Genomic DNA, 22,977 nt, shown 5'->3' on the forward strand with positions numbered 1-22,977 from the left:
GCGACGGGTCCGCCGTCGTGCACTGCGCGGCGGGCCACATCATCTGGAACGGGACGGGGCTCCTTCCTTCTCCCGACCCGCAGCCGTAGCGGTTCCGGCGGCGGTCGCCAGCGCGGTGAGGAGCGGCAGCGCGTCGGCCGTCGCCCGAGGACCCAGCCGGCCGAGCAGCAGGCGCGCGCTCGCCTCGTGACCCCGGGCCGCGCCGTGGTCGCCGCGGGCGGTCAGCGCGTGGGCCAGGACCAGGTGGGCGAGGGCGCGTTCGCGCTGTCGCCCACCTTCGTCCGCGAGGTCCAGGGCCCGCTGCGCCTGGTGGACGGCCTCGTCGGCCCGCCCGAGCAGGCGCAACACGTCGGCCAGGCGGCTCCGGGCGGCCGACTCGCGGTCGAGGTCGCCGGTGAGGCTCGCGCCGTCGATGCAGGAGCGCAGGTGTGCCGCGGCGTCGTCGAGTCGCGCCGACTCCTGGTAGGCGAGGCCGAGGACGTAGTGCACGTAAGCGGTCATCGCGGGGTCGGCCGCCGCGCCCGGTGTCGCGAGGATGCCGCGGCAGGCCGATGCCGCCCCGGCGGCGTCACCGCTGCGGATCCGGGAGAGGGCCGCGTTCGCGCTGCTCGCCACCTCGCCGGAGCGGTGCCCGAGTTGTCGGGCGAGGGCGGCCGCCTCGTCGAAGGCCGTGATCGCCTCCTCGTGGCGGCCCTCGGCCTGGGCGATGAGGCCCTGATCGTTGAGGGCCTGCCGGAGGATGGCCCGGTCGCCCGCCTCCCGGCAGGCCCGGGCGGCCAGTCGGGCCTGGGCGTCGGCCTCGTCGAGCCGGGCGCGGGCCAGCAGGATCGTGCAGAGGAGGAAGCGCGACCGGCCCTCCGCCGTGCCGGCGTGGTCGCGGTCGTGGTCGCCGCACGCGACCGCCGCGTCGACGAGCAGGCGGGCCGCCTCCTCGGCCCGGCCGCCCAGGGCGCCGAGGCCGAGCGGGGTGAGGGCGATCAGCAGGTCGATGGCCGCGCGCAGGGCGGCCACCGGGAGCAGGGGCACCGTCGCGACGGCGGCCGCGAGCGCCACGGCACCGGGGATCTCGGCCCGCGCCCATCGGCGGGCGTCCGCCGGGTCGGTGAAGTCCCGGGCGGCGGCCGACGGCGGGCGCGGCGAGCCGAAGACGTCGGCGACCGGGTCTCCGGGCACCGCGAGCGCGAAGGCCGTACGGGCGCAGCCGAGCAGGAGCGCCAGCAGCCGCTCGTGGGCGGCGGCCCGTTCGTGCTCGCCGGTCCGCAGCGAGGTCCGGCGGGCGAAGGCGCGCACGAGGTCGTGGTAGCGGTAGCGCCCGGCGCCGATCGACTCCAGCAGGGCCTGGTCGACCAGTGCCTCCGCGAGGCGCTCTGCCTGGTCCTCCGTCAGGCCGAGGACTGCGGCCGCGGCGGCCAGGCCGATGTCGGGTTCCACCCAGGCGAGCATCCTGAACGCCGTTGCCAGGGTTGGCGGAAGCAGCCGGTAGCCGACCGCGAAGACCTGCTCGATCTCGACGTCTCCCGTGCGCAGCGCACCGATCCCGTCGTCCGCCAGGTGCCGCACGAGGTCGGCGATCGGCTGGTCGGGCTCGGCGGCGAGCCGGGCCGCCGCGATCCGTACGGCCAGGGGGAGCCGGCCGCAGGCCTCGACGAGCAGCGCGGCCTGGACGCTCTGCGCGGACCGGCGCGCCCTGCCGATCACCGCGTCGAGCAGCCCGAGCGCCTCGCGCTCGCTGAACACGTCCAGCGCGATGTGCAGCACCGACGGCACGCTGTTGAGCACCGCGCGGCTGGTGACGACGACCGCGCAGTCCGGCGATCCGGGCAGGAGGGGCTGGATCTGCGCGTCGTCGCGCGCGTTGTCGAGGAGGATGAGCAGCCGTCGTCCGGCGGTGGCGGTGCGGAAGAGGGCGGACCTGCCCGCGAGGTCCTTCGGGACGGCGGCCTCCCGGACGCCCAGCGCGGTGAGGAAGTCCGCGAGGATGTCCGACGCGCTCGCGGGCACCAGGTCGGCGCCGCGCAGGTCCGCGTACAGCCGGCCGTCCGGGAAGCCGGGGCGTACGGTGTGGGCGGCCCGTACGGCGAGGGCCGTCTTTCCGACGCCGCCCATGCCGGTGACGGTCACCAGCCGCAGGCCGGGGCCGGTGCGTTCGGTCAGCGCCCGTCCGATCCGGGCGATGTGCTCCTGCCGCCCGGTGAACTGGGCTGGGGGCGGCGGTAGTTGGTCCAGCTGAACGGGCCGGCTGGGTGCGGGAGCGGTCCTCGACCCGGCGGGGGAGTCCGCATCGAGTTCGTGGCACAGGGCCGAGAGTTCGGGCCCCGGTTCGAGGCCCAGGTGTTCCACGAGCCGTAATCGGAGCGCGTCGTAGACCGCGCGCGCCTCGGACATCCGGCCCTGCCGTTGCAGCGCGCGGATGAGCAGCCCGTGCAGGCGCTCGCGGAACGGGTGGTCGGCGGCCAGCGCCTCCAGCTCCGGCAGGCAGCCGGAGGGGCCGTCGAGCGCCACGTCGAGGGCGAGCCGCTCCTCGCGCAGGGCGAGGCGCAACTGCGACAGCCGTTCGCGCTCGCGGCGCATGAGCGGCCCGGGCAGGCCGGCGAGCGGCTCACCGCGCCACTGGGCCAGTGCCTCGGTCAGCATGTCCCGGGCATCCGCGGGCCGCTCGGCGGAACACTTCCCGGCCTGCTCCTTGAGACGCCCGACCCGCCACAGGTCCACGCGGTCCGGTTCGACCGCCAGGCGGTACCCGCGCGCCTGGGACAGCAACACCCTCGGCGAGTCGCGGACGGGCTCCAGCAGGTTCCGCAACCGCCACACGTAGGTCCGCAGGGTGACGTCCGGCGCACCGGACGGCCGTTCGCCCCACAGTCCGGCGACCAGCTCCTCCATCGGGACGACCGTGTTCGGCCGCAGCAGCAGGGCGGCCAGCACGGACCGCTGCCGCGGGCCGCCCAGCGCCACGTCCGCACCGGCGCGCCGCACGCGGAGGTCGCCGAGCAGCGCGAAGCTCGGCCGATCCGGATCACTACCTGGCCGCACGGGCGGTCCCCACAATCTGACGCAGCGTCGGATGCTGCCCCGGGCGCCCATCCTCGCTGGCGCGGCGCCTGGTTCGCAAGGGAAGGATCTGTGCGCAGGTGCCGGGTGCCGCCTGCGGGTTCCCGGGGACGTCCGTCCCCGGGAACCCGTGCCGGTCAGTACCGCTTGATGGCGGTGAGCCAGGCCTGGTTGCCCTGGGCGACGCCGCCGTAGCTGCCCTGCCACTGGCGGGCGGGGGCGCCGTCGTCGGTGCGCCAGTCGGCGATCTCCAGCAGCTTGGCGGAGTTGAAGTTGGCGATGCCGAGCTCGCCCCGGTCGCCGAGGGTGCCGACGTAGTTCCAGTGCTGGTTGCCGCCCCAGGAGCAGTCCCACTGGCGGGCCGGGGCGCCGTCGTCGGTGCGCCAGTCGGCGATCTCCAGGCACTTGCCGGAGTTCCGGTTCACCAGCTCGAAGCCACCGCTGTCGGGCACGTAGTCCCAGATCTGGTTGGCGCCGCCGGTGCAGTCCCACTGGCGGGCGGGGGCGCCGTTGTCGGTGCGCCAGTCGGCGATCTCCAGGCACTTGCCGGAGTTGACGTTGACCAGGGTGCTGGTCGTCGGGTTGCCGAAGCTGCCGCCGACGGCGGACGCGGGGGTGGCCGGCACGGCGGCGGCCAGCGTGAGGGCGGCACCGGCGGCGACTGCGGCCGTACGGGCGCGGGGGAGGGCGTTGCGGATGGTCAAGAAGGACCGGTCCCTTGCACGAGGAGCAGGAGCAGGGGAGGCGGGCGGACGCGCACGCGCCCCCGATCCGCGTCGGCCCGGCCCCGGTACGACACCGGCGTTCCGTTCCCCCTACGGTGCGGACGGGTGTCCGCACCGCCGACGCGCGTGAATCGTACGCGGGTGCGGGTGAACGCCGGGCCAAGAATCGATCAAGGATGGGCAAGTCCGGTCGGGCCGTGCAGACGTCAGGTCGTCGGGGGCTGCGACTGGGGGTGGGCGATCGGGACGGGCCGGCCGGTGACGGCGTCGGTCAATGTCCGTGTCCCGAGCGGTTGGTGAAGCACGGTCTTGACCTGCGCGTATCCGCCGTCCTCGCAGCCGACGTCCGGGCCCGAGGCGTCCCGGCGGCTCAACAGCAGCGTGACCTGGTCCGCCGTCTCCCGTGCCACCAGGTCGGGCTTGTAGTCGCAACCGCCCCAGCCGACATCCACGGTGATCGTGCGGTCGTCCGCCAGGACGGTCGGGTTCGACGCGTTGAGGCCGCCGCCGGCATTGATCCGGCCGAGGACCGAGGCGTCGCGTCGCGTGTACGGAAGCTCGTGGTGGGAGAACTGGTCCCACCACGTGTAGTAGCCCCCGGCCCCGAGCCCGATCAGCCCCATCACGGCCAGCCAGCGCTTGCGTGTCGTCGGTTCCACGTCCGCCCCTCCCCCTGTTGCGGATCATGGTAGTCCGGCCGTACGTACTCGCCGAGCGGTGGGCGGTACACCCCTGCCGCCGTCGCCCGTACGGCCGTACCCGACCGACCCCTTCGGTCCGGTGTCGGAGCTCGCCGTAGTGGCGTTGTTACTCTCCGGAGACTTGCCGCGCGGGGGAGCCGGTCACCGACCAGAAGCGAGGGAACGTGGACATGGCGAGCGTCGGCTCCGATCCGGCTCTGGCGGCCCCCGCCGCGCGGCTGGTCAGTGTGTGGCGGCAGCGCGACTTCCAGGTCCTGTGGTCGGCGCACGCCGTGAGCGAGTTCGGGACGCGGATCACGTTCTTCGTCATTCCGGTGCTCGCGCTGACGACGCTCTCCGCGTCGACCGGCCAGCTCGGGCTCGTCTCGGCGATGGAGACCCTCCCGTTCCTCCTGGTCGGCCTGCCGGCGGGCGCGCTGCTCGACCGGTGGGACCGCCGACGCGTGATGGTCGTGGCGGACGTCGGCCGGGCCGTGGCGATCGTCGTGCTGCCGGTCGGACACCTCGCGGGGGTGCTGAGTGTGCCGCTGCTCTGTGCGGTGGGGTTCGCCATCGGGCTCTGTACGGTGTTCTTCGACATCGCCGACCAGGCCTTCCTGCCGACGGTCGTGGCGCGGGAGCAGACCCCGGACGGCAACAGCAGGCTCGAATTCTCCCGCTCGACGGCGGAGTTGGCGGGGCCCAGCATCGGTGGTCTGCTGCTGCAGGTGGTCACCGCGCCGCTGGTCCTGGTCGTCAACTCCGTGAGTTACCTGGTGTCCGCTCTGCTGCTCTGCCTCATCCGGATTCCCCGGACGCAGGCGCCGCAGCCCGCGGTCAGGGCCTCGATGCGCAGCCAGATCGCCGAGGGACTGCGGTTCGTCTTCCGTCACCGGACCCTGCGGTCCCTGGCGCTGGCGACGGGCATCAGCAACCTCGTCGGGCTGGGCGGCGCGCTGGGGGCGGTCCTGACCGCGTACGCCCTGCGCGACCTCGGGCTGTCGCCGGGGGAGCTCGGGCTGGCCCTGAGCGTGGGCAACTGCGGTGCGCTGCTGGGGGCCGCGCTCAGCAGCCGGCTCATCAGGCTCGTCGGGCTCGGTCCGGTCCTGGTCGCGGCGAAGTCGATGTCGGGGATCGCCGTGCTCGTGCTCGCGACGGCGGCGCCGGCCCGCGCGGTGCTCACGCTGAGTGTCGCGACCGGCATCATGGCGTGCGGCATCACCGTCTACAACATCAGCCAGGTGAGCCTGCGCCAGGCCATCACGCCCACCGGCCTGCAGGGCCGGATGAACGCCTCCGTCCGGTTCGCCATCTGGGGCACCCGCCCGGTCGGGGCCCTGGCGGGCGGCTACCTCGGGTCCGTCCTCGGCACGCGCCTGACACTGTGGACGATCGCCGGGATCGGCCTGCTCTCCTGCCTGCCGCTGATCGCGACGGAGGACGTGCGGACGCTGCGGGCCTTCCCGTCCCTGCTGCTCGACTGACCGGAACCACGGCCTTTCAGAGCCGGGCAAGATCCCCCGGCGGTCTTCCGGTGGCGGTGACCGCCCAAGCGGCCTCGATCATCCGGAAGACCTCGTCCACCACGGCCTCCGGGTCGGCGGCCTCGCGGGCCAGCGAAAAGGCGCCGATCACGAACCTCGCGATGGCCCGGCAGGCCGTCGCGGTCGGCACCGGCCCGGGCTGCGGCCGCGACCGGGACTGGGCGGCGATGGCCGTTGCCAGCGAATCCGCATGACGCAGCCTCATCGACTCCTCGTACGCCCGCAGGGCGGGTGACTCGTCGATCATGCGCCAGATCGGGGCGGCGCCGTCCGCCGTGCAGTGCCGCACCATGGCGTGGATCTCGCGACGCAGCGCGGGGACGAGCGCCTCGTCGGGCGAGCGGTCGGTGACTGCCTTGGTGAGGCGCTGCTCGAAGTCCTCGTCCTGCTCGAACACCAGGGCCTCTTTCGAGGCGAAGTGGGAGAAGACCGTGGTGACGGCGACGTCGGCCTCGGCGGCGACCTCGCGGATGCCGACCGCGTCGTAGCCGCGGTCCAGGAAGAGCCGCAGGGCGGTGTCGGCGATCTTCTGGCGGGTCGCGGCCTTCTTGCGCTCCCGGCGCCCGGTCTGCCCGGTCTGCCCGGTCCGCCCGGTCTGAGCAGTCGGCTCGGCTGGCTCGGTCATGTCGTGATGCTACCAGGCATGAAAATGAAACAGTTCCAAAAGCCTAACCGTTAGTGTTACGGTCGGCCGCATGAAGAACATGAAGAAGGTGAGCTTCGACGAGTTCGGCGGCCCGGAGGTCCTGCAACTGGTGGACGCCGAGGCGCCCCACGCGGGCCCCGGCCGGATACGCATCGCCGTGCGGGCGGCGGGCGTGAACCCCGTCGACTGGAGGATCCGCGAGGGCCAGGTCCTGGGGGCCCATCCGACCCGCCTGCCGTCCGGCGTCGGGCTGGACGCCGCCGGGGTGGTGGACGAGGTCGGCGAGGGCGTCGACGACGTCGAGGTCGGCGACCACGTGTTCGGCGAAGGGGTCGACACCTACGCCGAGTTCGCCGTCCTGTCCGCCTGGGCCCGGATGCCCGAAGGGCTGACGTTCGAGGAGGCGGCGGGCTACCCCTCCGTGGTCGAGACCGCGCTGCGCATCATCCGAGAGGTCGGCGTGCGGCCCGGGCAGACGCTGCTGGTCTGCGGCGCGTCCGGCGGAGTCGGATCGGCGGTGCTGCAGATCGCCCGCGACCGCGGCATCGCGGTCATCGGCACGGCCGGCGCCGCGAACCAGGACTACCTGCGCGGCCTGGGCGCCGCCGCCACGACGTACGGCCCGGGCTGGGCCGAGCGGGTGCGGCGGCTCGGCCGAGTCGACGGGGCCCTCGACCTGTCCGGTTCCGGCGTGATCCGTGAACTCGTCGAACTGACCGGGGACGCGCGGAAGGTGGTCTCCATCGCCGACCTCACCGCACCCGGGCTCGGCGTCCGCTTCTCCGGCGTGGCCGGGAGCGTGCCCGACGCGCTCGCCGAGGCCGTCGACCTCATCTCACGGGGGCTGCTCCACATCCCGGTCGACAAGGCGTACACCCTCGCCGAGGCCGCCGCCGCGCACGCGGACAGCCGGGCCGGGCACACGCGCGGGCGCCGGGTCCTGGTCGTCCGAGGCGACTCGCGCGCTGTGTCCGTTCCCGCCGATTGAGTCGCTTGACTTCAAGTCGACTTCAGGTACGAGACTGCACGACATGCCGAAGAACACCGCAGTCATCCACGACCTGACCGACCCTCAGTACACCGACTCCCTCCCGCTGGCCGACACCGTGCTCGACGAGATCGCCGGCCGACTGGCCGACGGAGCGACGGTGGTCGGTATCGGGGAGTCCACGCGCTTCTCCCGCGAGACCTTCGGGGTGCGGGACCAGCTGTTCCGCCGGCTCGTCCGGGACCACGGCTTCCGCGCGCTGGCCGTCCAGGACGACGCGGGCGCCGCCGCGGCCCTCGACGCGTACGTGGGCGGAGGCGAGGGCTCGGCCGTGTCCGCGCTGGCGGGTGCCTGGCGCCCGTGGCGCACCGCCGAGATGGTCGCCGCCCTGGAGTGGATCCGGGCGTTCAACCGGGACCACGCGGACGATCCGGTCCGGATCTTCGGTGTGAAGCCGCTCCAGGCGGGGCCCGCCGACTACGACGCCGTCCTGGAGCACGTGCGGTTGGTGGCGCCGGAGCGGCTCGCGGAGGTGGCGGCCCACCTGGATCCCATCCGCACCGTCCACGAGATCGACGAGCACGTGCAGCGGGCGCGCGGCGTCCACCCCGGACGGCCGTTCGTCGAACACGCCCGCGACGCACTCGAGTTGGTCGAGTCCACCCCCGGCGCCGACGACGCGGCCGCGAGGATGCGGCTGATCGTGGAGTACCACGAGCGCAGCGTCGCCGGGCGCGGCAACTACGCGGGCGAGGCCGAGGTGTGGGCCGAGGCCGTCGCCGAGGCCCAGGGCCGGACCGGTGCGCGCACCGTCTACTGGGACGGCATCGCGCACACCTCGGCGGGCGAGGCCGTGGTGGGCCTGGCGGCCGAGCGCGGCTCGCAGGCCGGCGTCGGCAGCCTGCTGCGCGAGCGCTACGGCCGGCGGTACGTCTCCGTGGCGATCGGCTTCCACCACGGGGACCTCGGCGTCGCCGTCGTGCCGGGCCCGGCCGCGGACTTCGTCGACGCGAGGCTCGGTGAGACGGGCCTGCCCGCGCGCTGGCTGGACCTGCGTGACGAGGACGTGCGCGCGCAGTGGGACGGACCGGCGAAGGCCCGCGTCGTCAGCGGTGTCTACACCCCGGAGCGCGACGCCGCCGAACACCTGGCCGTCGCCTCCCTGGCCGGGGCCTTCGACGTCCTCGTCCACATCCGCGAGGTCTCCCCGGTGCACTGGCTGCCGTGAGCCCGGCCTGGACGGAGGGGCCTACCCGGCGGCCAGGATCCCGGCGACGGCGTCGATCACGGCGGGGTCGGTGAGGAAGTCGTTGTGCTTGAGGCATGACGTCTCGGTGTTGGCGGCGCCGTTCAGCGGGGTGCTCGCGTTGGGGAGGATCTGCTCGTCGCAGGGGGACCAGAAGGTCCAGTAGTGGACGGGGCCGGGCGTCTCGTCGTCCCGGTTCAGGTTGGTGACGACGTACGAGCCGGGCGTCATGTCGCGGCAGCCCTGGTCCCACGCGGCGCAGAGCCAGGCGAGGCCGGTGCCGTGGTTGGGGCCGGCCAGGGAGATCCAGTTCGCGACCGTGCGTGCGCCGTCGCCGAACTCGACGTACCAGCGGCTCGGCAGGCTGCCCAGACTGTGCGCGACGATGTCGACCCTGGCCGCGCCGGTCTTCTGGAGCACCTGGTCGACGTAGGCGGAGAGCCGGCCGGCCAGGACCTCGTTCGTGGACCGGGAGGTGTCGTACGACCAGGCGAAGATCCGGTCGGCCGGGAAGCCCTTCGCCTCCAGACCGGCGATCGTGGCCCGCCACACGCCCGGGTCCGCGTTGCGCCCGTGGACGAGGACGACCGGGGTCGCCGGGCCGGCGTGGGCCGACGGGGCGACCCCGGGTGCCGCGAGCAGGAGCACGGACACGGCGGCGGTGAGGGCGGTGGCGGCGCGGCGCATGGCGTGTCCTCCGGTGAACGTCGGCGGGGTGACACAACTCCATTGCAGGCCAACGATGTTACGTCACAGTACGTCCGAGAGGAACGTCCGCAGCCGCGGGCTCTGCGGCGCGCCGAAGACCGCCTCGGGCGGGCCGGACTCGACCACGACGCCGCCGTCCATGAAGGCGACGCCGTCGGCGGCCTCGCGGGCGAAGCCCATCTCGTGCGTGACGACCACCATCGTCATGCCCGCGCGGCCGAGGTCCGCCATCAACGAGAGGACGCCCTTGACCAGTTCCGGATCCAGCGCGGAGGTGGCCTCGTCGAAGAGCATGACCTGGGGGTCCATCACCAGGGCGCGGGCGATGGCGACCCGCTGCTGCTGCCCGCCGGAGAGCCGGCCCGGGCGGGCGTCCGCCTTGTGGCGCAGCCCGACCAGGTCGAGCTGGCGGAGGGCGGCCTCGGTGGCGGCGTCGCGGGAGAGGCCCTTGAGCTTGCGCAGGGGGAGGGTCAGGTTGCGCAGGACGCTCATGTGCGGGAAGAGGTTGAACTGCTGGAACACCATGCCGACTTGGCGGCGCAGCCGGTCGGGGTCGCGCCGCAGCACGCTCTCGCCGTCCAGCAGGACGTCGCCGCGGTCGGGCTCGACCAGGCGGTTGACGGCGCGCAGCAGCGTCGACTTGCCGGAGCCGGACGGCCCGATCACGCAGAGGGTGTTCCCCCGGGGGACGTCCAGGTCGACGCCGCGCAGGACGGGGTTGCCGCCGAGGGACAGGTGGAGGTCGCGGGTGGCCAGGCTGACCGGGGAGAACGCGGGGGTGGGTCGCTCGTCAGGCACGGGTCGCTCCCTCGGGCGCGGTGGTCGACAGTGGCTCCCGACGTGCTTCCCGGGCAGGTGCCTCGGCAGGTGCCTTGGTGGGTGCCTCGGTGGGTGTCTCGGCGGGTGCCGGTTCGGTGACCCGGCGACCGTTCCGCAGACGGCGGTCGATCACGTTGACCAGGTGCGTCAGCGGCACGGTGAGCAGGAGGTAGAACAGCCCGGCGAGGACGAGCGCGGACTCGTTGCCCGTGGTGGCGGCGGCGTCCTGGCCGATCCGGAACAGGTCCCGCTGCCCGGCGGTGAGCCCGAGGAAGTAGATCAGGCTGGAGTCCTTGATGAGCGCGATGAGCTGGTTGACCCAGGCGGGCAGGACGCGCCTGATCCCGAGCGGGACGATGATCAGCCGCATCGCGGCGCTGTACCGGAAGCCGAGCGCGCGGGCGGCCTCCAACTGGCCCGCCTCCACGCTCTGGATGCCCGAGCGGAAGATCTCGCCGAAGTAGGCGGCGGCGATCAGCGAGAGCGCGAGGATCCCCAGCGGGTACGGGTCGGGGCCCCAGATGCGTAGTCCCTGCGGGGCCAGCCCCACGCCGATCAGCAGGATGGTGACCGCGGCGGGGAGGCCGCGGAACACGTCGGTGTAGGCGCGGGCCGGCCACCGAAGCCAGCGGGTCCGGGAGATCCCGGCCACGGCCAGCAGCAGGCCGAGGACGGTGCCGATGACGGCCGAAGTCGCCGCGAGGATCAGCGTGTTGGGGACGCCGGTGGTGAGCAGGTCGGAGATCGCCTCGCGCATCGATCCCCAGTTGAAGAACGTCTCCGCCAGCGTGCCCAGCTGGTCCACGTCGATCTCCTGATTGGTGAGTAGGGCCGGATCGGCTGGGGGTCAGGGCGTCGCGGACGCGGTGGGGGCGGCCGGCGTCGACTGGCCCGCCGTCGCGCCACCGGACGCCGTCCCGCTGCCGGGGTGGAAACCGTCCGGCACGGCGCGGCCCGGGTAGTACTGGTCCTGGAGGCGGTTCCAGGTGCCGTCCGCGATGACCTCGTCGAGGCCCTTGTTCAGGGCGGCGAGCAGCTGCGGCCGGTCCGGCGCGACGGCGAAGGCGGTCGGCGAGGGGCTGAGCTGCTTCTGGACGAGCAGCACCTTGCCGCCGCTGTCGTTGGCGCTCTTCTCGCCGATCTCGGCGGGGGAGATCCAGGCCTCGGCGGTGCCGGTCTTCAGCTGGTTGAGCGCGCTGTTGTAGTCGGGGACGCGCACCGGGTTGAGGTTGCGCTTGGTGGCGTAGTCGTCCTGGACGGTCCCCTGCACGACGACGACCCGCTTGCCCGTCAGCTGGTCGAAGCTCGTGACGGACGAACCCGCGGGCACGTCGAGCCCGAAGTAGCCGAAGTCGTAGCCGTTCGTGAAGGCCACCGTCTTCTTGCGCGCCTCGGTGACGGTGATGGACGAACTGCCCACGTCGAACTTGTGGTTGGCGACCTGGGACAGCAGGGCCGAGAAGTCGGTCGAGGCGAACTGGACCTTCAGGCCGGCCTTGGCGGCGACGGCGGCGAAGAGGTCGTTGTCGAAGCCGGTGAACTTGCCGTCCTTGAGGTAGACGTTCGGCGGCGCGTCCGAGAGCGTGCCGACGTGGAGCGTCCCCGGCTCGGTGAGCTGGTACGGGTTGTCGGCGGACTTGACGCCGGACGACGCGCTGCTGCTGCACGCGGTGAGGGGCACGAGGGAGGCGAGGGCAGCGAGGGCGGCGACGAGGACCCGGCGCGGGCGCATGGTGGCTCCAGAAAGGCGGTGGCGGTGAAGGAGGCGACCGTCGGTGAGCGGTGCCGAGACGGCGGTCCCGGCCCGGTCGGGCCGGTCGCGGGCCTCACCGCGTCGGTCGAACGATTGACCTGATCAATATCCGCCATGATCGTTGCCGAGGTGTTGCGGCGGTATGAAAGCTCCCCGGGCCGCCCTCCGGGCACCCGTTGACGCCGCCGGCGCAGTCCGGCTAGCTTCCACGGCATGCAGCAGCGCTCCGTCGCCCTGACGACCCGCGGTCACATCGACCTCCTCCGGGTCTGTTCCGCTGCCTGTCTCGCCTGCTGAGAGCGCCCCGCCCGCCTGCCTCCACGGCCCGATCCGGCCGAGCCCATCGGCAGCCGTCGCCTGTAGTCGGCCTTCTGCGTCCGTGCACAGTCGAGGCGCGCTCCTGCCGTGCGCCGGACGACGACACCATCCCGCTGCGCCCCCCCGAACCACTCCGGAGCATCCACCGTGAACGTTCACCTCCACTGGTTCCTGCCGACCGGCGGCGACGGCCGCGGCCTGGTCGACCGCCACGCCTACGCCAGCAACCTCGACGGTGCCGCGGCGAACGCCGTCCCCGGCCGGGCGGCCGCCGCCGTGCGCCGGCCGGACGTCGAGTACCTCGCGCAGATCGCCAAGGCCGCCGACCGGCTGGGCTTCGAGGCGGTGCTCACCCCGACCGGCACCTGGTGCGAGGACGCCTGGCTCACCACGGCCTTCCTCGCCCACGAGACCGAGCGCCTGAAGTTCCTCGTCGCCTTCCGCCCCGGCTTGATCTCGCCCACCCTCGCCGCCCAGATGGCCGCCACCTACCAGCGGGCCACCCGCGGCCGGCTGCTGCTCAACGTCGTCACCGGCGGGGACGCCGACGAGCAGGCCCGCTTCGGCGACCACCTCGACCACGACGGCCGCTACGCCAGGACCGACGAGTTCCTCACCGTGGTGCGCGGCGCCTGGAGCGGGACGCCGTTCGACTTCGCGGGCACCCACTACCGGGTGGCCGGTGCCCACGTGCCCGTGCCGCCGACGCCGGCCGTCCCGGTCTTCTTCGGCGGCTCCTCGCCCGCCGCGGGGCCGGTCGCCGCCAGGCACGCCGACGTCTACCTGACGTGGGGCGAGCCGCCCGCGCAGGTCAAGGAGAAGATCGACTGGATCCGCGGACTCGCGCAGGCCGAGGGCCGGGAGATCCGCTTCGGCATCCGCCTGCACACCATCTCGCGCGACTCCTCCCGCCACGCCTGGCAGGAGGCCGAGCGGCTCCTGGACGGCATCGGCGACGCCGAGGTCGCGCGGGCCCAACACCTGCTGGGCCGCAGCGAGTCGGTGGGCCAGCAGCGGATGCTGGCCCTCCACCGGGGCTCCCGTGCCGAGTTGGAGATCCACCCGAACCTGTGGGCCGGCGTCGGCCTGGTCCGGGGCGGCGCGGGCACCGCTCTCGTCGGCAGCCACGAACAGGTCGCCGACCGGATCGAGGAGTACCACGCCCTCGGCGTCGACCACTTCGTCCTCTCCGGGTACCCACACCTGGAGGAGGCCTACTGGTTCGGTGAGGGCGTCCGCCCGGTGCTCCAGTCCCGCGGGCTGGTCGGACCCCTGCCCGGCGTGGTGTGACGCGCTATCCAGCGCACCTCGCCGCCGTCGCCGGGGCTCGTCGACGTTCGTAGCGGATCTGTGGTTCCGCACGCCCTGGCGCAGTGGTCCATGGGAAAGCCAGGGGGGCGTCACAGCTCCCGGCGCATCAGGACGCACATCGTCTCGTGGCGGCGGACCGATCCGTCGGGCGCTTCCTCGTCCCAGGCGTCGGTCTCGCGCCCGTAGGCGACGTAGCCCAGGCGCTCGTACAGGGCGCGGGCCCGGGGATTGTCCTCCTCGACGCCGAGTTCGGCCCGGCGGAGGCCGCGGTCCCTGATGCGCTGTTCGGCGGCGCGGATCAGGAGCGTGCCCAGGCCGCGGGACTGGAGGGCGGGGAGCACCGCGAGCTGCCAGATCGTGCCGGCGCCCGCAGCGGCCCGGTAGTCGACGCCGCCGATGGCCACCGGGATGTCCACGGGCGTGCAGACGGCCAGGTAGTCGACTTCGCCCGCCGCCGCGCGCAGCAACTCCCGTTCCACGCTGCGGAGATGGAGGGCCGATCCGGACCACGTGCACGCGGGCAGGTCCTCCGGGCGGAGGTCCCGCACGCTCACGGGCACGGCGATGGTCGACGCGACGGCGGACAGGTCGCGGGGGAGCGACTGGTGAGGACCCATGCGCGGAACCGTACTCCCGTCGATCCGCCGTCCGCAGGCAGGTTTCCCTTGACCTCAAGCCCACTTGAAGGGCGAGGGTGGTGCGCATGAGTCACGAAACGAGTACCGAGAACCCCGATGTCAAAGCCATCGCCGACGTCGTCGCCACCGTCGAGCGCACCCAGCGGGCCAAGGACGTGGACGGCTTCCTGGCCCTCTTCCACCCCGACGCCCTGTGGACCACCGCGCACGGCAGGGTCCTGCTCGGGCGCGAGGCGATCGCCGGGTTCACCCGCGCGGTGCTGCCCGCCGACGACTGGGACGGGCAGGTGACGTACGAGGTGGCGCACGTGCGGTTCCTGCGCCCGGACGTCGCCGCCGTCAAGGTGCGCCAGGTGTACCGGTCGGCCGACGGCGATTCCGACGGCGATTCCGAGGGCAGCCCGCTCTATGTCATGACACGCGGCGCCGACGGACGGTGGCTCCTGCACGCCTGCCAGAACACTGCGGTTCACGCGGGGTAGACGGCCGGGTGCACCCCGGCCCCGCACGGGGGTCGGGACCGGGGCGCGCCCGCTCGTGTACGGAGGCTTCCTGCGGAGGTCACCGCGGCGGGTGCCACACATGGGTGGGCAGGGCGTCGGCCAGAGTGTTGAAGAAGCGCTGGTCGCGCCAGGCGTCCCGGTTGCCGATGACGAACAGACGGCGGCGCGCGCGGCTGACCGCGACGTTGAGGAGATTGGGCCGGGAGGCGGCCCAGCCGCGTGCCCCGGGGTGCCGCGGATCGGTGCCGAGCACCAGGATGACGACGTCCGACTCCTTGCCCTGCGTCGTGTGGACGGTGCCGACGCGCGTACGGTCCAGCAGGCCGCGGGTGACGCGCTGCGCGCCGGCGACGACGTCGCGGAACGGGCTGATGACGAAGATGTCGTCGGCGGAGACCCCGCGGTCGAGGAGCTTCTCGACGATCTGCCGCAGGGCCCGCCCCTCCTCCGGGATCCAGTGGCCCTCGGCCTGCGGGGAGGCGACGTCGACCCACGAGCTGCCCGCGTACGGGAACGCCCCGCGATCAGGGGTGCCGTGGACCATCAGGCCGTCGTAGGCGATGGCATTGCTGACCGCGAACATCGGGTCGTCGCAACGGCGGTGGACGCGGAGCGGCGCGCCGACCCACACCTCGGTGGAGCCGTCCGGGAGTTCGGCGGGCAGCGTCGTGCCGTACCGGTTGGCGCGGTCGGCGACCCGCTGGACGGACGTGCGGCTCGGCGCCCACTCCTCGTCCACGCCGAAGTCGCGGCGCAGCGCCTGCTGGGCCGTCCAGGGCAGGACGACGACGGGCTCCAACTGGAGCGGGTCGCCCACGACCACGCTCCGCCGCGCCCGCCAGAGTCCTCCGACCGCCATCTGCGGGGTGGCCTGCCCCGCCTCGTCGATGAAGAGCCAGCCGAGGGACTCGCGGCCGAGGCCGGAGAAGACCCGGTCGAGCGAGGCGAACGTGGTCGACACCAGGGGGACGACCAGGAAGAGGCTCTGCCACGCGGCGCGGCGGGCCTCCTCGGGCACGGTCTTCGGAGCGGCCCCGGAGACCACGTCCATGGCGGCCCTGAGGTTGGCGCGCATCGTCTTCGCGGTGCACCGGAGGAAGGCCTTGTGGACCTCCATCGCCGCGAAGAACACCTCGGTCCTCGCGGCCGTGATCTCCTCGTCGGCCCACGGGGACGAGAGCTCGCGGCGCTCGGACTCGGCCAACAGCTCGGGGGAGGGCACACGGTCGCCCCAGCGCGCGCGGGCCGTCGCGAGAGTGGACTCCAGCCGCTCGGCCCGCTCGACGGCGTCGGCATGCTCCACGCGGTGGTGGTGCAGCGCGGTCTCGGCCAGGTGTGCGGCCGATCCTGCCCGCTGTTCGGCATCCCTGGCCCCGTCGGCGGCGAGCCGGGCGGCCTGCTCGCGCTCGGCCAGCGGCGCGTCGCCCGCGTGCCAGTCGCGAGCCGCCCGGCCGGCGGTGAAGAGGCTGACGGTGAACCCGGGGCGCCGCTCGAAGTGGGCCTGCCGCTCGCGCTCGCAGTCCTCCAGGCGCCGCTGTGCCTCGGCTGCCGCCCGGGCGGCTCCGGCAAGGTCCTCCTGACGGTGTCGCAGGTCCTCGGCCGTGGTCCGGACGGCGCGGGCGGCGGCCTCGGCCGCGGCCCGCGCGGCGGGCAGGCCGGACAGGGCCTCGGCGGCCTCCGCACGCTCGGCGCCGAGCCGTTCGACGGTGGCCAGCGCGCTGCGGAACCGGTCGACGGCCGCGCGCCACACGCCGCTCTGGGGGGAGGCGGCGTACTCGGCCAACAGGTGCTGCAGGCCGCGCCCGGTGTCGATCCAGCCGTCACGCCGTGCGGTCCGGCCGGCGGACGGGCGGGCGGCGGCCCGCGGGCCACCATCGGGTCCGGTGCCGGTGCCGGTGCCAGTGCTGTTGCCGTTGTCGGGTCGGGTGTCGGACGCCTTCTCCTGGCCCCACCAGAAGCGGGAGACGAACTCGCCGCGGTTCCTCTTGCTGCCCAGCCTCGCCGCGATGGCACCCCAGGCGGGCTCGCCCTTGAGCAGGCGGGTGGCCTGCTCGGCGAAGTAGTCGGCCTGGGCGTGCCAGTCCTCGTGGACGGCCCCCAGCGAGGGGATCTCGGTGGAGATGTTCTCGACGGCGCCGTTGTTGGCGGAGGCGACGACCATCTCGAATCCCGTGAGCTCCGCCCGCAGCTCCCTGACGGTGCGGGAGTACTCCCCGGACTTCCACTGGTGCGTCGTGTCGCTGAAGGCGGCCGACGGCAGCCGGAGCCGCGCCAGCCGCGTCGCGCGCTCCACGACGAGGTGGGCGACGATGTCGCGCAGCATCGTCGTCTTGCCGGTGCCGGGTGGGCCGTTCACGGCGAAGACCCCGGCGGAGTCGGTGAGTTCGCCCCCGACGAGGTTGACGGCGAACTGCTGGCTGAGCGCCAGCGGGTACTTCGTACTGGCCGGCCACCGGCCGGGCGGGGCCGCGGCGGGACTCACCCGGACGAGCGCCTGCTCCGGCTGGTGGCGGAGGTCGATCCGGTGCTCCGGGCGGAAGGCCGCGGCGGGTGCGAGGTAGGTCCCGAGAGCCTGGCCGGGATCGTTCAGCGCCAGGTCGCGGGTGACGCGGTCGAGGTCGGCGGCGATGAAGCTGTTGAGGAAGTCCTGCTGGTCCACGTCGTCGGCGCGGTCGGACCGGACCTGCACGCTCCTGACCCGGACGGCGAACGGCGCCAGGTCCTTCGCCACGGACCAGTCGTCGGCGAGGTCGGAGGCGAAGCCGAGCAGGTCCGCCGCCGTGATGTGACGGGTGCCGACCGGGCTCTCCGACCCGTCCGCGCCGTCGTCCGGTCCATCGGTTCCCTCTGCGAGGAGGGCCCGCGCTGCGGTGAGCGCCTCCGCGGCCGGAGCGCCGTCCGCGGCGAGCACCGGTACCGGGTCCTCGCCGAGTTCACCGGCCCGTGCGTGCCAGGACTGGGCCTCCCCGTCGAAACCGTCCAGCCAGCCCGGCCGGCCGGGCCCCGGGCGGCGGGCGCGTCCGGTCGCCCAGGCGCAGGTGGAGAAGATCGGGGAGTCGAGGAGCAGCCGGCCCTCGTCGTTGACGGTCAGGGCGAACAGCGCGCTCTCGCCGGCCATGCGCCCGTCGTGGTCCTCGTCGTCCTCCCCGAAGACCTCCAGGAGGGCGTCCCGCACCGCGCTCAACGGGAAGACCCCGCCGTAGACGACGTGCTGCCAGGTGAAGCCCGGTTCGAGCGGCAACCGGCGCAGCGGATGGCCGTCCTGCCAGGGCAGCGGCCGATCCGGTGAGACCTCGTACACCCGCTCGCGAAGGGACGCGGCCGGTACCTTCTGCGGGCTGAAGAGCTCCACCGCCCGCCAGTACCCGACCACCGCCGCCCTACGCCGACGCTCCGCCGTCATGGCATTCCCCCCGCAGCTCCTGGTTGCTCACCTGCTCATCGGCGACGATCAGCCTACGGAATGCCGGGGCACCGCGGGACACCTCGGGGTACGGCGGCAGTCCGCCCGTCGGCCCGGCGGTGACGAACGACGGCCGGCGTAGGACGGTGGGCGGCCCGCACTATCGTGCCGACGTGACCGACACCGCGCAGCGTCCGCTGCTGTTCCTCGACGTCGACGGCCCGCTCATCCCGTTCGGCGCGGCTCCGCAGGAGTATCCGACCTACGCGACGGGCCTCGGGCCGGGGGCCGACGCGAATCCGCTCCTGAGCAGGATCAACCCCGAGCACGGCCGCTGGCTGGCCGCGCTGCCGTGCGACGTCGTGTGGGCCACGACCTGGATGGCCGACGCGAACGAGTGCCTGGCCCCGCTGCTCGGTCTGCCGCAGCTGCCGGTGGTGCCGTGGCCGGAGCCCTCCGACCTCGACGACCAGGACGAGCGGGACGGCCTGCACTGGAAGACCCGCGCCGTCGTCGACTGGGCGGCCGGACGCCCGTTCGCCTGGGTCGATGACGAGGTCACGGAGACCGATCGGGTGTGGGTCGCCGCCCACCACGGCGGACACGCTCTCCTGCACCGCGTCGACGCCCGTCGCGGGCTGACCGACGGGGACTACGCAGCTCTCGACTCCTGGCTGCGGCACCTGCCCTGACGGCGTCGTGGCGGCGTCTCGGCGCAGGGCGAGCGCGGCTCGGTCGCATCGCGCGTAGACCATGCGCGTAGACACTCCTTGACCTGTGGGGTTGGTCGCCCCTACGGTTCGTGGGATCACGCAGACCCCACGCCGGTTCGACGGGCGAGTCGCGCCCTCCCGGCCTGCGGGAGAAGGAGCAGACCCTCATGCCCGAGAGCACCCTGACGTCCCGTGCGCGGAAGGTTCCCACCCTCGCCGTCGGCGTCGTCGTCGGCGCGGTGGTGGCCGGCGGCGGGCTGGCCGCGGCCGATGCCGCCGCGCCCCGGACGGACCGTCAGATCACCAACATGACGGACGAGGTGGCCAGGATCAAGGCGTACTACGGGGACACCGTCGACGCCAACGGGGAGCACTGGCCCTCTCCGGACAGCAACTACGCCGCCCAGGTCAAGGGCGTCGAGACCAAGGCCCGGAAGTACCTGGCGCAGCAGATCAAGCACGACCGCGACGGCAGGAAGGCCATCGTGCTCGACGTCGACGACACCACGCTGTCGACGTACAACTACGAGCTCGAAACGACCTTCGTCTACAACCCGGCGAGCAACGCCCAGTACATCGCCACGAAGACCATGCCGGCCGTGTTCGGCATGAACGACCTGGCGACGTGGGCCCAGCAGCAGGGCTACACGGTCTTCTACATCACCGGCCGCCCGGAGGCCCAGCGCGCCGCCACCGCCGCCAACCTCGCGGCCGTCGGGTACCCGGTGGCGGACGAGGCGCACCTGTTCCTGAAGAACACGGCCTCGCCCGCGCCGTACCTGGCCTGCGGGGCGAAGTGCTCGGTGATCGAGTACAAGTCCGGCACCCGCGCCCACATCGAGGACCTGGGCTACGAGATCGTCGGCAACTTCGGGGACCAGCAGAGCGACCTGTCCGGCGGGCACGCGGACAAGGGCTTCAAGCTGCCGAACCCGATGTACTACCTGCCGTAGGGCGCGGAGCCGGCCGGGCCGTCCTCCGTATTGCCGCCCGCGCGTCGCGATGTCTGAATGGACGGGAAACCGTCGTTCCGCAGGCCGGTAGGCCGGCAGGCGAGCACGTGAGCGGGCGAGCAAGTGCGCGGACGAGCGGGCGAGCAGGTGAGGAGCCGTCGCATGCCAAGGGCCAGGGTCAACGGCGTCGATCTCTACTACGAGCTGGCGGGGGACGGCGACCCGCTCGTCCTGGTCCACGGCTCCTGGGGCGACCACTTCAACTGGGTGCCCGTCCTGCCGGCCCTCGCCGAGCGGTACCGGGTGCTGGTCTACGACCGGCGGGGGCACAGCCGGAGCGAGCGGCCGCCGGGGCAGGGCTCCCGGACGGAGGACGAGGACGACCTCGCGGCGCTGGTCGAGGAGCTCGGCCTCGCGCCGGCCCACGTCGCGGGGAACTCCTTCGGGGCGTCGACGGCGCTGGGCCTGGCCGCGCGGCGCCCCGGGCTGTTCCGGAGCCTCGTCGCCCACGAGCCGCCGCTGATGGGGATCGTGACGCCGGACGCGGGACGTGGGCCGGTTTCGCAGGACTCGCGGATGCGGGACATGCAGGCGAAGGTCGACTCCGTTCTCGCACACCTGCGCGCCGGTGAGACCTTCGAGGGCGCCCACCAGTTCGTGGAGGAGGTCGCCATCGGCCCGGGGGCGTGGGACGGGTTCCCGGAGGTCGTCCGGGAGACCTTCCTGACGAACGCCCCGACCTTCCTCGACGAGCAGGACGACCCCGGGTGGTCGTCCCTCGACCTCGGCGGGCTGTCCGGCTACCGGGGCCCGGCCCTGCTGACCATGGGCACGGTGAGCCCGCCCTGGTTCCCGGTCATCATCGCCCGGCTCGCCGAGGCGCTGCCCCAGGCGCAGGTGCGGCAGCTGGTCGGGGCCGGACACATCCCGCACGTCACCCATCCCGCCGAGTACGTGCAGAACCTGACCGGCTTCATCGAGGCCCACACCTGAGGCTGCCGACGCGCGCCCCCTGGGGTGGTCGTGGCCGGACACGCCCAGGGGGCGCACCACCATTGCGTCCGGGGGCGCGCGCCGGGCACCGGCGACCTCGGCCCGGCCCGGCCGTGGGTGAACGGACCGACGGCCCGGGTGAGTTGTGGTCAGCCGCCGCCGCAATCCGGGAATCGGGCCGCCGTGGCGGTCGTAGTCGTACCGTCGGTGCCGCTCGTCGTGGCGGTCGGATCGGCACTCGACCGATACCCGGTGCGGGGCGTCCCGGACGTGCGTCCCGACCTGGCACGTGCCGTCCCGGCCGATCGGTGTTAGGGAGCCTCGCGAGCGGGCAACGGTGTGGTGGGGGCACGTGCTCGGAGGTGGCGGCGATGGACGGGCAGGGGCTCTCCCACCGGGAGCTGCGGATCCTGGCGGAGATCGAGAAGGAGCTGCGGGCGGACGGCCGCCTCGACCGCGCCCTGCGCACGATGCGGCGCGGGCCGGGCTGGCTGCTCGTCCGCGCGCTGCGGGCGGTCGTGCGCGTGCCGGCCTCCGTCCTGTCGGTGCTGCTGGCGCTGTCGGCGGGCCTGGCCCTGGTGAGCGCGGACGCGAACTCACCCGACGTCCTGGCCGCCTTCTCCCTGGTGTGGGTGCCGACGTTCGTCCTGTCGGCGGCGCGGCTCATCGCGTGGCGGTGGCGCACCGGCTCGCGACGGCCCGGCCGCTGACCGGTCCCGGAGCTCGCCCACCACGGCCCACGCGACCGACACCACCGGCACCGCGACCACCGCGCCCAGCACACCCGCCAGGACGGCGCCGCCGATCACCGACAGCGCCACCGCCACCGGGTGGATCCGCACCGACCAGCTCATCACGAGCGGGTGCAGCAGGTGGCCCTCGATCTGACCGATGACGACGATCAGCGCGAGCACCAGCAGCGCGACCACCGGACCGCGCGCCGCCAGGGCCACCAGCGCGGCGACGGCCAGCGCGATCGGTGAGCCGATCAGCGGCACGAGCGCCGCGACGAACTCCAGGACCATCAGCGGCAGCACCAGCGGCACCCGCAGGACGGCGAGTGCGATGCCCACCAGAACGGCGTTGACGGCCGCCACGATCAGCACTCCGCGGGTGTACCCGGCGAAGGTGCGCCAGGCCGAGCGCCCGGCCCGCGCCCACACCGGCTGCGCCCGGCCGGGGAGTTGGTGCTGCGCCCAGGACCACATCCGGTGGCCGGAGTGCAGGAAGAACACCGAGCAGAACACCGCGAGCGCGAGCCCGGTGACGAACTCGACGGCCCGGCTCGCGCCGCTGAGCGCGGTGTTGACGAGCGCCGAGCGGTGGGCGGTGATCCACTCGCCGATCTTCGCGCGGAGGTCGGTGACGGTGCCGGGCCGGAGGTGGAAGGGCGCGCCGGTCAGCCAGTGGTCGATCCGGCCGAGGCCGCCGCGCAGCTCGGCGCCGAGCCGGCTCCACTCGTCGGCGACGGTCGTGCCGACGAGCGCCAGGACCCCGCCCATGACCACGGCGGCGCACACGAAGGCGAGCAGCACGGCCAGGGAGCGCGGGAGCACCCGGGCGATGAGGTCGACGAGCGGCCGCAGGACGGACGTGATGACCAGCGCCACGAACACCGCGACCACGGGCACTTCGAGCTGGGCGAGGACGGTCACGACGAGGTAGGCCGTGACGCCCAGCAGGACCAGCCGCCACGCGTACCCGGCGGCGGTCCGCAGCCCGGGCGGGACGCCGTCCCCGGAGGCCGACGGCAGCGCCCGGGGCGGCGCCACCCGGGGCCGGCGGCTGCCGAGCGGCGTGGGACGCCGGGGCGGTCGGGCACCGTTCACTCCCACGGACCGCCTCCCTGACGTCGGCCGGGCTCCGTCCGGTCCTCTCGGGTGCCCCGGCGGGCGCACCGGAAACGGCCGCGCCCGGCGCCGTGGCGGCCCCAGGTGTACCGCCCGATCGGCGCCCCCGCCCCGCGTGCAACGCCGACGCCCGCC

20 protein-coding genes are annotated in these 22,977 nt (G+C 73.7%); 9 read left to right on the plus strand and 11 right to left on the minus strand.

The annotated features are described in order from the left end of the window. Positions 1-39: 39 nt before the first annotated feature. From ACFV4F_RS09550 to ACFV4F_RS09560, 3 genes are all read right to left on the minus strand, one after another. Positions 40-3,033: a BTAD domain-containing putative transcriptional regulator gene (locus ACFV4F_RS09550; protein ID WP_380501294.1), complete on the minus strand. Its 2,994-nt coding sequence runs from the start codon at positions 3,031-3,033 to the stop codon at positions 40-42. Between the two features lie 155 nt (positions 3,034-3,188). Beyond that, entirely contained in the window at positions 3,189-3,755 is a 567-nt protein-coding gene (locus ACFV4F_RS09555; protein WP_380501296.1) for an RICIN domain-containing protein, read from the minus strand. A 227-nt stretch (positions 3,756-3,982) separates the two neighbouring features. Further along, entirely contained in the window at positions 3,983-4,435 is a 453-nt protein-coding gene (locus tag ACFV4F_RS09560; protein WP_380501298.1) for a hypothetical protein, read from the minus strand. Positions 4,436-4,647: 212 nt separating this feature from the next. Here ACFV4F_RS09560 and ACFV4F_RS09565 point away from each other — a divergent pair, with 212 nt between their 5' ends. After that, entirely contained in the window at positions 4,648-5,940 is a 1,293-nt protein-coding gene (locus ACFV4F_RS09565; RefSeq protein ID WP_380501300.1) for an MFS transporter, read from the plus strand. 16 nt (positions 5,941-5,956) lie between these two features. Here ACFV4F_RS09565 and ACFV4F_RS09570 read toward each other — a convergent pair whose 3' ends face one another. After that, complete coding sequence (locus ACFV4F_RS09570) at positions 5,957-6,625, minus strand: TetR/AcrR family transcriptional regulator (protein WP_380501302.1); 669 nt, start codon at positions 6,623-6,625, stop codon at positions 5,957-5,959. A 79-nt stretch (positions 6,626-6,704) separates the two neighbouring features. Between ACFV4F_RS09570 and ACFV4F_RS09575 the strand changes: the two genes are divergently transcribed. Further along, on the plus strand, positions 6,705-7,634 hold the full coding sequence (locus ACFV4F_RS09575; RefSeq protein ID WP_380501470.1) for an NADP-dependent oxidoreductase: 930 nt from the start codon (positions 6,705-6,707) through the stop codon (positions 7,632-7,634). A 43-nt stretch (positions 7,635-7,677) separates the two neighbouring features. Beyond that, positions 7,678-8,862: an erythromycin esterase family protein gene (locus tag ACFV4F_RS09580; RefSeq protein WP_380501304.1), complete on the plus strand. Its 1,185-nt coding sequence runs from the start codon at positions 7,678-7,680 to the stop codon at positions 8,860-8,862. 21 nt (positions 8,863-8,883) lie between these two features. On the opposite strand, the gene ACFV4F_RS09585 is transcribed toward ACFV4F_RS09580, so the two are convergent. The 4 genes from ACFV4F_RS09585 to ACFV4F_RS09600 form a co-directional block, all read right to left on the minus strand. Continuing rightward, on the minus strand, positions 8,884-9,567 hold the full coding sequence (locus ACFV4F_RS09585; protein WP_380501306.1) for an esterase/lipase family protein: 684 nt from the start codon (positions 9,565-9,567) through the stop codon (positions 8,884-8,886). 63 nt (positions 9,568-9,630) lie between these two features. Continuing rightward, on the minus strand, positions 9,631-10,386 hold the full coding sequence (locus ACFV4F_RS09590; protein WP_380445746.1) for an amino acid ABC transporter ATP-binding protein: 756 nt from the start codon (positions 10,384-10,386) through the stop codon (positions 9,631-9,633). Continuing rightward, positions 10,379-11,212: an amino acid ABC transporter permease gene (locus tag ACFV4F_RS09595; RefSeq protein WP_380501308.1), complete on the minus strand. Its 834-nt coding sequence runs from the start codon at positions 11,210-11,212 to the stop codon at positions 10,379-10,381. Before ACFV4F_RS09595 ends, ACFV4F_RS09590 begins: the two co-directional genes overlap by 8 nt. 42 nt (positions 11,213-11,254) lie before the next feature. After that, on the minus strand, positions 11,255-12,139 hold the full coding sequence (locus tag ACFV4F_RS09600) for an ABC transporter substrate-binding protein (protein ID WP_380501310.1): 885 nt from the start codon (positions 12,137-12,139) through the stop codon (positions 11,255-11,257). Positions 12,140-12,625: 486 nt separating this feature from the next. On the opposite strand from ACFV4F_RS09600, the gene ACFV4F_RS09605 reads away from it, so the two are divergent. Then, the gene (locus ACFV4F_RS09605) at positions 12,626-13,768 is read left to right on the plus strand and encodes an LLM class flavin-dependent oxidoreductase (RefSeq protein ID WP_380501312.1); all 1,143 of its coding nucleotides are present in this window, start codon (positions 12,626-12,628) and stop codon (positions 13,766-13,768) included. 110 nt (positions 13,769-13,878) lie between these two features. Here ACFV4F_RS09605 and ACFV4F_RS09610 read toward each other — a convergent pair whose 3' ends face one another. Beyond that, on the minus strand, positions 13,879-14,406 hold the full coding sequence (locus tag ACFV4F_RS09610; protein ID WP_380445741.1) for a GNAT family N-acetyltransferase: 528 nt from the start codon (positions 14,404-14,406) through the stop codon (positions 13,879-13,881). Positions 14,407-14,492: 86 nt separating this feature from the next. Between ACFV4F_RS09610 and ACFV4F_RS09615 the strand changes: the two genes are divergently transcribed. Continuing rightward, positions 14,493-14,909, plus strand: coding sequence for an SgcJ/EcaC family oxidoreductase (locus tag ACFV4F_RS09615; RefSeq protein ID WP_380501314.1), 417 nt, complete (start codon positions 14,493-14,495; stop codon positions 14,907-14,909). Between the two features lie 79 nt (positions 14,910-14,988). Here ACFV4F_RS09615 and ACFV4F_RS09620 read toward each other — a convergent pair whose 3' ends face one another. After that, positions 14,989-18,333: a DEAD/DEAH box helicase gene (locus ACFV4F_RS09620; RefSeq protein WP_380501316.1), complete on the minus strand. Its 3,345-nt coding sequence runs from the start codon at positions 18,331-18,333 to the stop codon at positions 14,989-14,991. Positions 18,334-18,506: 173 nt separating this feature from the next. Here ACFV4F_RS09620 and ACFV4F_RS09625 point away from each other — a divergent pair, with 173 nt between their 5' ends. From ACFV4F_RS09625 to ACFV4F_RS09640, 4 genes are all read left to right on the plus strand, one after another. Next, the gene (locus ACFV4F_RS09625) at positions 18,507-19,025 is read left to right on the plus strand and encodes an HAD domain-containing protein (protein ID WP_380501318.1); all 519 of its coding nucleotides are present in this window, start codon (positions 18,507-18,509) and stop codon (positions 19,023-19,025) included. A 188-nt stretch (positions 19,026-19,213) separates the two neighbouring features. Next, entirely contained in the window at positions 19,214-19,999 is a 786-nt protein-coding gene (locus ACFV4F_RS09630; RefSeq protein ID WP_380491943.1) for an HAD family acid phosphatase, read from the plus strand. Positions 20,000-20,161: 162 nt separating this feature from the next. Continuing rightward, the gene (locus tag ACFV4F_RS09635) at positions 20,162-20,992 is read left to right on the plus strand and encodes an alpha/beta fold hydrolase (protein ID WP_380501320.1); all 831 of its coding nucleotides are present in this window, start codon (positions 20,162-20,164) and stop codon (positions 20,990-20,992) included. Between the two features lie 371 nt (positions 20,993-21,363). Then, positions 21,364-21,702, plus strand: a complete 339-nt coding sequence (locus ACFV4F_RS09640; RefSeq protein WP_380445727.1) for a hypothetical protein — start codon at positions 21,364-21,366, stop codon at positions 21,700-21,702. On the opposite strand, the gene ACFV4F_RS09645 is transcribed toward ACFV4F_RS09640, so the two are convergent. Then, on the minus strand, positions 21,589-22,827 hold the full coding sequence (locus ACFV4F_RS09645; RefSeq protein WP_380501322.1) for an AI-2E family transporter: 1,239 nt from the start codon (positions 22,825-22,827) through the stop codon (positions 21,589-21,591). The genes ACFV4F_RS09640 and ACFV4F_RS09645 overlap by 114 nt on opposite strands. Positions 22,828-22,977 lie beyond the last annotated feature (150 nt).

It is taken from the genome of Kitasatospora sp. NPDC059722, from assembly GCF_042733235.1.
Classification (GTDB): domain Bacteria; phylum Actinomycetota; class Actinomycetes; order Streptomycetales; family Streptomycetaceae; genus Kitasatospora.

Bases quoted from the DNA above. Each gene is read 5' to 3' on its own strand.
- ACFV4F_RS09615 (WP_380501314.1), top strand. From the start codon at position 14,493: ATGAGTCACGAAACGAGTACCGAGAACCCCGATGTCAAAGCCATCGCC.
- ACFV4F_RS09580 (WP_380501304.1), top strand. From the start codon at position 7,678: ATGCCGAAGAACACCGCAGTCATCCACGACCTGACCGACCCTCAGTAC.
- ACFV4F_RS09565 (WP_380501300.1), top strand. From the start codon at position 4,648: ATGGCGAGCGTCGGCTCCGATCCGGCTCTGGCGGCCCCCGCCGCGCGG.
- ACFV4F_RS09575 (WP_380501470.1), top strand. From the start codon at position 6,705: ATGAAGAAGGTGAGCTTCGACGAGTTCGGCGGCCCGGAGGTCCTGCAA.
- ACFV4F_RS09585 (WP_380501306.1), bottom strand. From the start codon at position 9,567: ATGCGCCGCGCCGCCACCGCCCTCACCGCCGCCGTGTCCGTGCTCCTG.
- ACFV4F_RS09630 (WP_380491943.1), top strand. From the start codon at position 19,214: ATGCCCGAGAGCACCCTGACGTCCCGTGCGCGGAAGGTTCCCACCCTC.
- ACFV4F_RS09610 (WP_380445741.1), bottom strand. From the start codon at position 14,406: ATGGGTCCTCACCAGTCGCTCCCCCGCGACCTGTCCGCCGTCGCGTCG.
- ACFV4F_RS09570 (WP_380501302.1), bottom strand. From the start codon at position 6,625: ATGACCGAGCCAGCCGAGCCGACTGCTCAGACCGGGCGGACCGGGCAG.
- ACFV4F_RS09640 (WP_380445727.1), top strand. From the start codon at position 21,364: ATGGACGGGCAGGGGCTCTCCCACCGGGAGCTGCGGATCCTGGCGGAG.
- ACFV4F_RS09635 (WP_380501320.1), top strand. From the start codon at position 20,162: ATGCCAAGGGCCAGGGTCAACGGCGTCGATCTCTACTACGAGCTGGCG.
- ACFV4F_RS09620 (WP_380501316.1), bottom strand. From the start codon at position 18,333: ATGACGGCGGAGCGTCGGCGTAGGGCGGCGGTGGTCGGGTACTGGCGG.
- ACFV4F_RS09600 (WP_380501310.1), bottom strand. From the start codon at position 12,139: ATGCGCCCGCGCCGGGTCCTCGTCGCCGCCCTCGCTGCCCTCGCCTCC.